Annotated in this window: 2 protein-coding genes; both read left to right on the top strand. The window is 76.8% G+C overall.

What is annotated here, in order from left to right:
• Positions 1-8,985, top strand: an 8,985-nt coding sequence (locus C569_RS31430; protein WP_018789156.1) for a type I polyketide synthase, incomplete at its 5' end; no start/stop codon positions are given.
• Positions 8,982-14,503: type I polyketide synthase (locus C569_RS0128690; RefSeq protein ID WP_369754151.1), on the top strand; the 5,522-nt coding region annotated here is incomplete at its 3' end. The genes C569_RS31430 and C569_RS0128690, both read left to right, overlap by 4 nt.

Below are 14,503 nucleotides of genomic sequence, written 5' to 3'. Positions count from 1 at the left end.
TTCGGGATCTCGCCGCGTGAGGCTCTGGCGATGGATCCGCAGCAGCGGTTGCTGCTGGAGGCGTCGTGGGAGTCGTTCGAGTCGGCCGGGCTGGATCCGCAGCAGTTGCGGGGCAGCCGGACGGGTGTGTTCGCGGGTGTGATGTATCACGACTATGCGTCGCAGCTCATGGGGTTGGCCGACGAGGTGGAGGGATACGTCGGTACGGGTACGTCGGGCAGCGTGTTGTCGGGTCGGGTGGCGTACACGTTCGGCTTGGAGGGCCCGGCGGTCACGGTGGACACCGCCTGTTCGTCCAGTCTCGTCGCGTTGCATCTGGCCGCGCAGGCGTTGCGCAGTGGCGAGTGTGATCTGGCGTTGGCCGGTGGCGTGACCGTCATGGCGACGCCCGGCACGTTCATCGAGTTCTCGCGGCAGCGTGGCCTGTCGGCCGACGGCCGCTGCCGGTCGTTCGCGGCGTCGGCGGACGGTACGGGTTGGTCCGAGGGTGTGGGCGTGTTGCTCGTGCAGCGACTCTCCGACGCGCAGCGGGAGGGCCGGCGGATCCACGCCGTGGTGCGGGGCACGGCGGTGAACCAGGATGGTGCCTCGAACGGGCTGACGGCCCCCAACGGCCCGTCGCAGCAGCGGGTGATCCGGCAGGCCCTCGCGAACGCGCGGCTCACCACCGCCGACGTGGACGCCGTGGAGGCGCACGGCACCGGCACGACCCTGGGTGACCCGATCGAGGCGCAGGCGTTGCTGGCGACGTACGGGCAGGACCGGCCCGCCGACCGGCCGCTCTGGCTGGGCTCGATCAAGTCGAACATCGGGCACACGCAGGCGGCAGCCGGTGTGGCCGGTGTGATCAAGATGGTGTTGGCGATGCGCCACGGCGTCGTCCCGGCGACGCTGCACGTGGACGAGGCATCCCCGCACGTCGACTGGACGGCCGGGGCGGTCGCCCTCGCTACCGGGCCGACGCCGTGGCCGCGGATGGGCCGGCCGCGTCGGGCAGGGGTGTCGTCGTTCGGGATCTCCGGCACCAACGCGCACGTGATCATCGAGCAGCCGCCCGCCGAGACGGTCGGCGCGCGGCCCACCGACCGGCCGCGCGCCGACCTCGTACCCCTCGTGCTCTCCGCCGTGGACACCCCGGCGCTGCGCGACCAGGCGGCCCGGCTGGGCGCGCACCTCGCGGCACACCCGGAGCTGGCGCCGGCCGACGTCGCGCGCGCCCTGGTCACCACCCGGGCCACGTTCGACCACCGCGCCGTCGTCCTCGGCCGCGACACCGTCGACCTGACGCGGGCCCTGGAGTCGTTCCACCTCGGCGAGGCCACCGCCGCCGTCACCGGCGTCGCGGCGCGCGCCGCCGACCCGGTCCTCGTCTTCCCCGGCCACGGCGACCCGTGGCCCGCCGCGACCGTCGAGCTGCTCGACCGGGCACCGGAGTTCGCCGCCGCCATCGTCGCCTGCGACGCGGCCCTCGCCCCCCACGTGGACTGGTCGCTCGCCGCCGTGCTGCGCGGCGCGGACGGCGCCCCCACCCCGGCCGACCCCGAAGTGGCGCCGGCCGTCCGGTGGGCCGTGGCCGTCTCGCTGGGACGCTGGTGGCGCTCCCTCGGCGTACGACCCGCCGCCGTGCTCGGGCACGCTCACGGCGCGCTCGCGGCCGCCTGCGTGGCCGGCGCGCTGTCGCTGGAGGACGCGGCGAGGACGATCGCCCTCGCCCGCCCGGCGGAGGACGGCGCGGACGCGCTGGCCGGCATCACCCTCCGGGCGGCCGAGGTGCCGCTGTACCCGGCGACGACCGGCGGCCCGGTCGACACCGACGGCCTCGACGCCGCCCGCTGGTACCGGGACCTGACCGCCGACGCCGACGCGGAACCGGCCGTACGCGCCCTGCTCGACGAGGGCCACCGGATCCTCCTCGAGGCTGCCCCGGCGACCGTGCTGGCAGCCGGCATCCGCGAGAGCGCGCGGGCCGACGACGCCGTCGTGGTGGCCGCCGACGACACCGTGGCTGGCGGCTGGCAGCGCATGCTGACGGTCCTCGCCGGGCTGCACGTGCACGGCGTGCCCGTCGACTGGACGGCGATCCTGGGCGCCCCCACCGGCCCGCCGCTCCCGCTGCCCACGTACGCCTTCCAGCGCCAGCGCTACTGGCCGCAGCCGACGGCGGCGACCGCCCCCGCCCCCGCCGGCACCGACGAGGCGGACCGGCACTTCTGGGAGGCAGTGGAACGCGCCGACGCGTCTGCCCTGGCCGCCGCCATGCGCATCGACGAGGCCACGGTCAGCTCCCTCGACCCCGCGCTGCCGCTGCTGTCCTCCTGGCGCCGGCGCCGCCGCGACGAGTCCACCGTGGACTCGTGGCGCTACCGGGTGACCTGGAAGCCGCTGGCCGTCGCGCCGGAGGCCACCCTCGCCGGCACGTGGCTGCTGGTCGTGCCGGCCGCCGAAGCCGAGCACCCCCTGGTCGACGGCGTCGCCCGGGCGCTGGGCGAGGGCGGGGCCGAGGTCGTCCGGATCGACGTGCCGGAGACGGGCCGGCCGGCGCTGGCCGAGCGGCTGGCGCGTACCGGCGGGCCCGTCGCCGGAGTGCTCTCCCTGCTCGGCCTGGACGACGCGCCGCACCCGGCCCACCCGGTCGTCCCGGCGGGTCTCGCCGCCACGTACGCCCTGGTCCAGGCCCTCGGCGACACCGGCGTCACCGCCCCGCTGTGGTGCGCCACCACCGGCGCGGTCTCGACCGGCCGCGCCGACCAGCTCGACCGCCCCCGCCAGGCGATGCTCTGGGGGCTCGGCCGGGTGGTCGCTCTGGAACACCCGGACCGCTGGGGCGGACTGCTGGACCTGCCCGCCGAGCTGGACCCCCGGGACCGGGCCCGGCTCGGGGCGGTGCTGGCAGGCGTCGACGCGGAGGACCAGCTGGCGCTGCGCCCCTCCGGGGTGTTCGCCCGGCGACTGGTCCGCGCCCGCGCCGAGCGCACCGCGACGCAGGACTGGCGTCCCGCCAGCGGCGCCGTCCTGGTCACCGGCGGCCTCGGGTCCATCGGGGCCCAGGTGGCCCGCTGGCTGGCCCGCGAGGGCGTGGGTGAGCTGGTGCTGACCGGCCGCCAGGGCCCCGCCACGCCCGGCGCCGACGAGCTGGCCGACGAACTGCGCGCCGCCGGCACCACAGTCACCGTGGCCGCCTGCGACGTCGCCGACGCGGCCGCCGTACGGGCCCTCGTCGGGCGGCTCGCCGGGCAGGGCACCCGCGTCGGGGCCGTGTTCCACACCGCCGGCGTCGCCCACGCCGCGCCCGTCGCGGCCACCGACGTCGCCGACCTCGCCGACGCCCTGCGGGCCAAGGTGGCGGGCGCGGTCAACCTCGACGAGGCGTACGGCGACGAACTGTCGGCGTTCGTGCTCTTCTCCTCCGGCGCGGGCGTCTGGGGCGGCGGGCACCAGGGCGGCTACGCCGCCGCCAACGCCTTCCTCGACGCGCTCGCCGAGGACCGGCGACGGCGCGGACGGGCCGCCACCGCCATCGCCTGGGGCGCCTGGGACGGCGGCGGCATGGTCGACGCCGAGGGCGCCGCCGACCAGATGTTCCGCTCGGGCGTCCGGGCCATGCGCCCCGACCTCGCGGTCTCCGTCCTGGCCGAGGCGCTCGACCACGGCGACACCACGCTCACCGTGGCGGACATCGCCTGGGACCGGTTCCTGCAGACCTACACGCTGGCCCGCCCCCGGCCGCTGATCGCCGACATTCCCGAGGCGGCCCGGCTGCTGGCGGCCGGGCAGCGCGACGGCGGCACGCCCGACGCGGCGTCCCCGCTCCGCGGCCGGCTGGCCGGCCTCGCCGCCCCGGAACGCCGCCGGGTCCTGCTCGACCTCGTACGCGTCCACGCGGCGGCGGTGCTGCGCCTGTCCTCGCCGCAGGCGCTGGCGGCGGACCGGTCGTTCCGGGAGATCGGCTTCGACTCGCTCAGCGCCGTCGAGATGCGCAACCGCCTCGCCGAGGCGGTGGGGCTGAACCTGCCGGCGACCCTGGTGTTCGACCGCCCGACGCCCGACGCCCTCGCCGAGCACCTGGCGGGCAGGCTCGCGGGCGACGACACCCCGGCGGCCGAGCCCGTGCGGGCCGCCACCGCGCTGGACGAGCCGATCGCCGTCGTCTCGATGAGCTGCCGCTACCCCGGCGGCGTCGCCGGCCCCGAGGACCTGTGGCGACTCGTCGCCGAGGGACGCGACGGCATAGCGGAGTTCCCGACCGACCGGGGCTGGGACCTGGCAGCCATCTACGACCCCGATCCCGACCGGCCCGGCACCTCGTACGTGCGCGAGGGCGGCTTCCTCACCGACGCCGCCGGCTTCGACGCCGCCCTGTTCGGCATCTCCCCGCGCGAGGCGATGGTGATGGACCCGCAGCAACGGGTGCTGCTGGAGAGCGCCTGGGAGCTGTTCGAGCGGGCCGGCACCGCGCCCGCCGACATGCGGGAGACAAACACCGGCGTCTTCGTCGGCACCAACGGCCAGGACTACGCGACGCTGCTGATGGCCGCCCGGGTCGAGACCGAGGGCTACCAGGCCACCGGCAACGTCGCCGCCGTCATCAGCGGTCGGCTGGCCTACCACTTCGGGTTGCAGGGCCCCGCCGTCAGCGTCGACACCGCCTGCTCGTCGTCTCTGGTGGCGCTGCACCTGGCCTGCCAGTCCCTGCGGCAGGGCGAGTGCGACGTCGCGGTCGCCGGCGGCGTGACGGTGATGGCCACCCCCGGCCCGTTCCTGGAGTTCGCCCGGCAACGGGGGCTCGCCCTCGACGGCCGGTGCAAGTCGTTCGCCGGGGCCGCCGACGGCACCGGCTGGGGCGAGGGCGTCGGCTTGGTGATGTTGCAGCGGCTCTCCGACGCCCAACGCGACGGCCGGCGGATCCTCGCCGTCGTGCGCGGCTCGGCGATGAACCAGGACGGCGCCAGCAACGGCCTGACCGCCCCCAACGGGCCCGCGCAGGAGCGGGTGATCAACCAGGCGCTGGCCAACGCGCGGTTGAGCGCCGCCGACGTGGACGCCGTCGACGGGCACGGCACCGGCACCCGGCTCGGCGACCCGATCGAGGCGCAGGCCCTGCTGGCCACGTACGGGCGGCAGCGCCCCGCCGACCGGCCGCTCTGGCTCGGCTCGGTGAAGTCGAACATCGGCCACACCCAGGCAGCCGCCGGCGTCTCCGGCGTGATCAAGATGGTGCTGGCCCTCCAGCACGACCTGCTGCCGCCCACCCTGCACGTGGACGAGCCGTCGCCGCACGTGGACTGGTCGGCCGGCGCCGTCGCGCTGCTGACCGAGGCGCAGCCGTGGCCGGACGTGGACCGGCCGCGCCGCGCCGGCGTGTCGTCGTTCGGGGTCAGCGGCACCAACGTGCACGTCATCCTCGAACAGGCGCCCGCCACGCCCCCGGCCGACACCGGCGCCGCCCGTCCGGCCGGCGCCGACGCGCCCACCACCAGCTCCAGCCGCGGCACGCTCGGCGCCGCCGAGGGGACGCCGCTGCTGCCGTGGCTCGTATCGGCAGACACCGCCGACAGCCTGCGGGCACAGGCGGCCCGGCTGGCCGACTGGCTGCCGGGCAGCGGGACGCCCGCCGCCGACGCGGCCCGGGCACTGGCCACCGGACGGTCCCCGCTGCGGCACCGCGCGGTGCTGCTCGCCGCCGACGCCGACGCCGCCCTCGCCGGCCTGCGGGCCCTGGCCGCCGGGCAGGACCACCCCGGGCTCACCCGGGGCGCCGCCGAGCCCGGCGGCGCGCTGGCGGCGCTCTTCTCCGGCCAGGGCGCGCAGCACGCCGGGATGGGCCGACGCCTGTGGGAGACGTTCCCCGTCTTCGCGGCGACCCTCGACGAGGCGTGCCAGCACCTGGACGCGTACCTGCCGCGGCCGCTGCGCACGGTGCTGTTCGCCGAGCCCGGCACCGCCGAGGCCGACCTGCTCGACCAGACCGTCTTCACCCAGGCCGGGCTCTTCGCGGTCGAGGTGGCGCTGTTCCGGCTGCTCGAACACTGGGGGATCCGGCCCGACTTCGTGGCCGGGCACTCGGTCGGGGAGATCAGCGCGGCCCACGTCGCCGGGGTGCTCGACCTGGCCGACGCCTGCGCGCTCGTCGGCAACCGGGGGCGCCTGATGCAGGCCCTGCCACCCGGCGGCGGGATGCTCGCCGTCGCCGCGCCCGAGGTCGACGTGCTGCGGGCCCTGTCCGGCACGCCGGGACAGCCCGCCGTCGCCGCCGTCAACGGGCCGGCCGCCGTCGTCGTCGCCGGGGCCGAAGACGTGCTGACCGAACTGGCCGCCCACTTCACCGACCTCGGCGTACGCACCAAGCGGCTGCGGGTCAGCCACGCCTTCCACAGCCCGCTGATGGAGCCGATGCTCGCCGAGTTCGCGGCCGTCGCGGCGACCCTGTCGTACGCCCCGCCGACGGTGCCGCTGGTGTCGAACCTGACCGGCACGGTCGTCGACCCCGAGCAGCTCTGCACACCCGACTACTGGGTCCGCCACGTCCGCGAGGCGGTCCGCTTCGCCGACACCGTGACCCACATGTACTCCCACGGGGTGACCCGGTTCCTGGAGATCGGACCGGACACCGTGCTGACCGCCCTGACCGCCGACGCGCTGCCGGTGGACGCGCCGGTCGTCGTGACCGGCGTGCAGCGGCCCGGCCAGGACGAGGTGGCCACCCTGCTCGGCGCGGTGGCCCGGCTGCACTGCCACGGCGTGCCCGTACGTTTCCCGGCACTGCTGCCCGCCGCCGCCCCGGTGGACCTGCCCACGTACGCGTTCGCCCACCAGCGGTTCTGGCCGACTCTCGACGCCGCGGCGACCCACACCCCCGCCGCCGCGCACGACGACGTCGACTCGGCGTTCTGGCGGGCCGTGGCATCCGGCGACGGCGACGCGCTCGCCGGCCGGCTCGGCCTCGACGCGGACCGGCCGCTGCGGGAACTGCTGCCGGACCTGGACCGGTGGCGGCGCCAGCAGCAGGAGGACACCCTCGCCGGCGGCTGGCGCTACCGGATCACCTGGCGCCCGCGGGCGCTCGTCGCGGGTGCCGTCGACGGCACGTGGACCCTGGTGCACAGCGGTACGGACCAGCCGGTCGTCGACCGGCTCGCCGAACTGCTCACCGCGCGGGGCGGCACCGTGCGGCAGCTCGCCGTCGACCCGGCGACGACCGACCGGAGCGCGCTCGCCGGGCAGCTCGCCGCCCCGGCGCCCACCCGGATCGTGTCGCTGCTCGCCCTCGACGAGCGGGCGCACCCCGACCGCCCGGCCGTGCCGCTGGGCCTGACCGCGAACCTGGCCCTGGTGCAGGCGGTCACGGACGCCCTGCCACCGGTGCCGCTGTGGCTGCTGACCCGGCAGGCCGTGTCCACCGGCGCCGACGACCCCGTCGCCCACCCCGCCCAGGCCACCACGTGGGGCCTCGGCCTGGTGACCGCGCTGGAACACCCCCGGCACTGGGGCGGCCTGCTGGACCTGCCCGCCACCCTGGACACCGCCGCCGCCGAGGGAGTCCTGGCGGCCCTCACCGCCGCCGGCGACGAGGACCAGCTCGCGGTGCGCGACTCCGGGACGTACCTGCGGCGGCTGGAGCGCGCGCCCCGCGCCGAGGCGCCGGCCGGCTGGCAGGCGCCGGGCACCGTCCTGGTCACCGGCGGCACCGGCGCCGTCGGCCGGTACGCCGCCGGCTGGTTCGCCCGGCACGGCGCGCGGCGACTGCTGCTGGTCAGCCGGCGCGGCGCGACGGCCCCCGGCGCGGACGAGGCGGTGGCGGAACTGGCCGCCCTCGGTGCCGAGGCGCGGGTGCTGGCCTGCGACCTGGCCGACCGGGACGCGGTCGCCGACCTGGTCCGTGGGCTGCGCGCCGACGGTGAGACCGTGCACGCCGTGGTGCACGCCGCCGGGGTGGGCCGGCTCGCCCCGGTCACCGCCGTGACCGAGGCGGAACTCGCCGACGTCGTCTCCGGAAAGATCGCCGGCGCACGGCACCTCGACGAGTTCCTCGACCCGGAGCCGCTCGACCTGGTCGTGCACTTCTCCTCCATCGCAGCCGTCTGGGGCGTCGGCGACCACGGGGCGTACGCCGCCGGCAACGCCTTCCTGGACGCCTGGGCGCAGTCCCGGCCGGCCGGGCGGGCCCGGCACCTCTCGGTGAACTGGGGACCGTGGGCCGGCGGCGGCATGGTGACCGACGCGCACGCGGCGGCCATGAGCCGGCGCGGGGTGTCCCTGCTCGACCGGGAACCGGCGATGGCCGCCCTGCGCGCCGGCCTCGACGGCGACGACACCGCCCTCACCGTCGCCGACATCGACTGGGAACGCTTCGCGCCGGTGTTCGCCTCCGCCCGGCCCCGGCCGCTGATCAGCGAGATCGCCGAGGTGGCCGCCCAGGCCGCGGCGGCGCGCGCCGACGCCGAGGGCGGCGACCACGTCGCCGGCGAACTGCGCAAGCGGCTCGGCGAGCTGTCGCAGGCCGAACAGGCACGGCTGCTGGTCGATCTCATCCGCACCGCCGCGGGCGAGGTCATCGGCCACGACAGCCCGTACGCAGTGGAGGCCGGGCGGCCCTTCCGGGACCTCGGCTTCGACTCGCTCACCGCCGTGGAGCTGCGGGGCCGGCTGGCCCGCTCGACCGGGCTCAGCCTGCCCAGCTCGGTGGTGTTCGACCACCCGACCCCGCAGGCGCTGGCCGAGCACCTGCGGGCCGAACTGCTCGACGAAGTGTCGGTGGAGGCGCTGCCCACCCTCACGGAGCTGGACCAGTTGGAGAGCGCCCTCGCGCTGCGCGACCCGGACGACATCGGCCGGGTGCGGATCACGATGCGCCTGCACAGCCTGCTCGAACGGCTCGGCGCCGCCGAGGAACGTCGGGAGGACGCCGCCGAGGTGGCCGGCCGGCTGCGGGCGGCCAGCAACCAGGAGCTGTTCGACCTCATCGACCAGGACCTCGGGCTCTCCTGAGCCGCCCGGGGATCTGTGGTGTCACGAGAAAGCGAGATGTCATGGCGGACGAAGATCGGCTGCGCGAATACCTGACGCGGGTCGTCGCCGAGCTGCAGCAGACCCGCCAACGGCTGCGCGAGGTCACCGCCGAGGAGTCCGAGCCGGTGGCGATCGTGGCGATGAGCTGCCGCTACCCGGGCGGCATCAGCTCGCCCGAGGAGCTCTGGGAGTTCGTCTCGTCCGGCGGGGACGCCATCGGCGACTTTCCCACCGACCGCGGCTGGGACCTGGACCGGCTCTACCACGCCGACCCGGACAACGCCGGCACCTCGTACACCACCGCCGGCGGCTTCCTGCGCGACGCGGGGCAGTTCGACGCCGCGCTCTTCGGCATCTCGCCGCGTGAGGCGGTCGCCATGGACCCGCAGCAGCGGCTGCTGCTGGAGGTCACCTGGGAGCTGTTCGAACGCGCCGGAATCGCCCCGCTGTCGCTGCGTGGCAGCCGCTCCGGCGTCTTCGTGGGCACGTCCGGGCAGGACTACGCCGCCGTGCTGCACCGGGCGCCCGGCGTCGAGGGGTACGTGCTGACCGGCACCGCCGCCAGTGTCGTGTCCGGTCGGCTGGCGTACACGTTCGGCCTCGAAGGCCCGTCGGTCACCGTGGACACCGCCTGCTCGTCGGCGTCGGTCGCCATCCATCTCGCCTGCCAGGCGCTGCGCCAGCGCGAGTGTGGTCTCGCCCTGGCCGGCGGCGCGACCGTGCTGGCCACCCCCGGCCCGTTCGTCGAGTTCTCCCGGCAGCGCGGCCTCGCCGCCGACGGCCGGTGCAAGTCGTTCGCCGCCTCCGCCGACGGCACCGGCTGGTCCGAGGGCGTCGGCATGCTGCTGCTGGAACGGCTCAGCGACGCCCGCCGCAACGGCCACCCCGTGCTCGGCGTCATCCGCAGCTCGGCGGTCAACTCCGACGGCGCGTCGAACGGCCTCACCGCCCCCAACGGCCCGTCCCAGCAGCGGGTCATCCGGCAGGCCCTGGCCGGCGCGAAGCTCACCCCCGACCTGGTCGACGTGGTGGAGGCGCACGGCACGGGCACCACCCTCGGCGATCCGATCGAGGCCCAGGCCCTGCTCGCCACGTACGGCCGGGAGCGGGGCGACGCCGCGCCGCTGCTGCTCGGCTCGATCAAGTCCAACATCGGGCACACGCAGGCCGCCGCCGGCATCGCCGGTGTGATCAAGATGGTGCTGGCGATGCGGCACGGCGTCGTGCCGGCCACCCTGCACGTCGACGAGCCCACCCCGCACGTGGACTGGGCCGCCGGCGCGGTCACCCTCGTCACCGAGGCCACGCCGTGGCCGGCCGTGGACCGGCCGCGACGGGCCGCCGTCTCGTCGTTCGGGATGAGCGGCACCAACACCCACCTCATCCTCGAACAGCCCGAACCGGCCGGCGTCGAGGCGGACCACCCGGTGGCGCCCGCGCCGGTGCTACTCACCGGCCGCACCCGCACCGCGCTGCGCCGCCAGGCCGAGCGCTGGTCGGCCTACGTCGCCGACGACGCGCACCTGCGCCCGGCCGACGTCGCCTGGACCTCGGCGGTCTCCCGCTCGCCCCTGGAGCACCGGGCGGTCGTGCTCGCCGACGACCGCGACGGCCTGCTCGCCGCGCTGCACGCCCTCGCCGACGACCGGCCCGCCCCCGGGCTGGTCACCGGCGCCGCCGCCGACCGCGGCGGGGTCGCGTTCCTCTTCTCCGGCCAGGGCGCCCAGCGCGCCGGCGCGGGCCGGGAACTGTACGAGGCGTACCCGGTCTTCGCGGAGGCGCTCGACGAGGTCTGCGGCCACCTCGACCACCGGCTGCCCCGGCCGCTGAAGCCGCTGCTGTTCGCCGAGCCCGGCACCGCCGAGGCCGACCTGCTCGACCAGACCGTCTTCACCCAGGCCGCGCTGTTCGCCGTCGAGGTGGCGCTGCACCGGCTGCTCGGCTCCTGGGGGCTGGCCCCCGACGTGGTCGCCGGGCACTCCGTCGGTGAGCTGACCGCCGCCCACGTGGCCGGCGTGCTCAGCCTCGACGACGCGTGCGCCCTCGTCGCCGCCCGGGGGCGGCTCATGCAGGACCTGCCCACCGGCGGCGCGATGCTCGCCGTGGCCGCCGACGAGGCCCGGGTCGCCGAGTCGATCGCCGCGCTGACCGGCCGGGTCGCCGTCGCCGCCGTCAACGGCCCCGACGCCGTCGTCGTCTCCGGCGACGCGGCGGCCATCGACGAGCTGGCGGAACTCTGGACCGGCCGGGGGGTGAAGGTGCGGCGGCTGCGGGTCAGCCACGCCTTCCACAGCCCGCTGATGGAGCCGATGCTCGCCGAGTTCGCCGCCGTCGCCGCCCGCCTCGACCTGCGTGCCCCCACCCTGCCGGTGGTGTCCAACGTGACCGGCGAGCTGGCCGACCCGGCACAGCTCACCGACCCCGGCTACTGGGTGCGCCACGTCCGGGAGGCGGTCCGCTTCGCCGACGGCGTACGCGCCCTGCGGGCCCACGGCGTCGGCACCTTCGTGGAGGTCGGGCCGGACGCCGTGCTCACCGCCAGCGTCCAGGAGACCCTCGCCGGGATCGAGACCGACGCCGTCGACGCCGCCTCCGCCGTGGTGGTGCCGGTGCTGCGCCGGGACCGCCCGGACCGCCGTGCCCTGCTCGCCGCCCTCGCCCGGTTGCACGTCGCCGGCACCCCGCCGCACTGGGCGGACGTCCTCGCCGGCCGGCTCGTCGACCTGCCCACCTACCCGTTCGAGGGGCAGCACTACTGGGTGCCGGCCGAGGCGCCCGCCGACGACACCACGACGGGCGGGGCCGGCGCGCTCGACCGCCGGTTCTGGGCGGCCGTCGAACGCGCCGACCTCGACGCGCTGCGCGACACCCTCGCCGTCACCGACACCGCCGCCGCCGAGTCGCTGCGTACCCTGCTGCCCGTCCTCGCCGACTGGCGGCGGCAGCGGCAGGAACACTCGGTCCTCGACGGCTGGCGGTACCGGGAGGAATGGCAGGTGGCCCCCGAGCCCGCCTCCGCCCGGCTGGCCGGCACCTGGCTTCTGGCGCTGCCCGCCGACGACGCCGACGACCCGGCGGCACGGGCCGTCCGGTCCGCGCTGACCGGCGCCGGCGCCGACGTGCTGCCACTGACCGTGGAGCCGGACGCCGACCGGGCCGGCCTCGCGGCGGCCCTCGCCGGCACCGAGCCCACCGGCGTCGTGTCCCTGCTCGCCGGGGAACCACGCACCGCCGACGGCACCGTCCTGCCCGGCCTGACCGCCACCCTCGCCCTCGTGCAGGCGCTCGGCGACGCCGCCGTGACGGCGCCGCTGTGGCTGGTCACCCGGGGCGCGGTCGCCGCCGCCTCGTACGACCGGCTCGCCGACCCGGCGCAGGCCGCGATCTGGGGCCTCGGCCGGGTCGTCGGCGTCGAGGCGCCGCACCGCTGGGGCGGCCTGGTCGACCTGCCGTCCGACCCCGACGACCGGGCCGCCTGCCGGCTCGCCGCGATCCTCACCGGCTCGACCGGTGAGGACCAGCTCGCCGTACGCGGCCCCGGCGTCTTCGCCCGCCGCCTCGTCCGCGCCGCCCTCGGCGACCGTCCGCCGGCGCGCCGGTTCACGCCCACCGGAACCGCCCTGATCACCGGTGGCACCGGCGGGCTCGGCGCGCGCGCCGCCCGCTGGCTCGCCGCCGCCGGAGCCGAGCACGTCGTGCTGGTCAGCCGGCGCGGACCCGACGCCCCCGGCGCCGCCGAGCTGGAGGCCGAGCTGGCCGGCCTCGGGGCCCGGGTCACCGTCGCCGCCTGCGACATCGCCGACCGGGCCGCCCTCGCCGACCTGCTCGACCGGGTCGAGTCCGACGGCCCGCCGGTGCGTACCGTCGTGCACACCGCCGGCGTCGCGCAGTCCACCCCGCTGGCGGAGGTCACCCCCGCCGAGCTGGCCGAGGTGACAGTCGGCAAGACCGCCGGGGCCACCCACCTCGCCGGCCTGCTCGCCGACCGGGAGCTGGACGCCTTCGTCGTCTACTCGTCCATCGCCGCCACCTGGGGCAGTGGCGGGCAGGCCGGGTACGCGGCCGGCAACGCCTACCTGGACGCGCTCGTGCGGCGGCGGCGCGCCGACGGCCGGGCCGGCACCGCCATCGCCTGGGGCCCCTGGTCCGACGGCGGCATGCACGCGGCGGACGCCGAGCGCAACCTGCGCCGCCGGGGCCTGCCCGCCATGGACCCGGCCGTCGCCGTGGCCGCGTTGCAGCAGGCCCTCGACCACGACGACGTCACAGTGACGGTGGCCGACGTGGACTGGACCCGGTTCGCCCCCGCGTACGCCTCCGCGCGCCGCCGGCCGCTGCTGGAGGGCGTACCGGAGGCGCGGGCCGCCCTCGACGGCGGCGCCGCGGCCGACGACGGCGACGACGGCCCGGCGGCCACGCTGCGCCGCCGCCTCGCCGCGCTGACCCCGGCCCGCCGCGAGGAGACTGTCGCCGACCTGGTCCGCGAACTCGCCGCCGACGTGCTCGGCCACGACGGCGGGGCTGCCGCCGTGGGCGCGACCACCGCGTTCCGCGACCTCGGCTTCGACTCGTTGACCGCCGTGGAGCTGCGCAACCGGCTCGTCGCCGCCACCGGGCAGGCGCTGCCCACCACCCTGGTCTTCGACCACCCCACCCCGGTGGTGCTGTCCCGCTTCCTGCTCGCCGGCCTCTTCGGCGCCGACGCCGGGGCGGCTCCCGCCGCCGTCCCGGCCGCCGTGGGCGACGACGAGCCGGTGGCCATCGTCGCTACGGCCTGCCGCTACCCCGGTGGCGTCGACGGCCCCGAACGGCTGTGGCGCCTCGTCGCCGACGGCGTCGACGCGATCGGCGACTTCCCGACCGACCGGGGCTGGGACCTCGACCGGCTCTACGACCCCGACCCGGCCAACCCCGGCACCACGTACGCCGACAAGGGCGGCTTCCTGCACGGGGCGGGCGAGTTCGATGCCGGTTTCTTCGGTATCTCGCCGCGCGAGGCGGCGGCGATGGATCCGCAGCAGCGGTTGTTGCTGGAGGTTTCGTGGGAGGTGGTCGAGCGGGCAGGGGTTGAGCCTGGGGTTCTGCGGGGTTCGCGAACAGGGGTGTTCGTGGGCACGAATGGTCAGGACTATGGGGCCCTGCTGATGGTGGCGGGGGACGAGGTGGAGGGCTTCGCGGGGACGGGCAACGCCGCGAGTGTGGTGTCGGGCCGGGTGGCGTACGCGTTGGGGTTGGAGGGGCCGGCGGTGTCGGTGGACACGGCGTGTTCGTCGTCGCTTGTGGCGTTGCACCTGGCGGTGCAGTCGCTGCGGCGTGGCGAGTGCGACCTGGCTCTCGCCGGCGGCGTGACCGTGATGGCGACGCCCGGGCTGTTCGTGGAGTTCTCCCGGCAACGGGGCCTCGCGGCTGACGGCCGGTGCAAGGCGTTCGCGGCGGGCGCGGATGGCACGGGCTGGGGTGAGGGTGTGGGTGTGCTGCTGGTGGAGCGGTTGTCGGA

The organism is Micromonospora sp. CNB394, from assembly GCF_000374985.1.
In the GTDB taxonomy this organism is placed as follows: Bacteria; Actinomycetota; Actinomycetes; order Mycobacteriales; family Micromonosporaceae; genus Micromonospora; species Micromonospora marina.
Note: the sequence above shows the minus strand (reverse complement) of the source record. Positions and strands in the feature narration are given on the sequence as shown.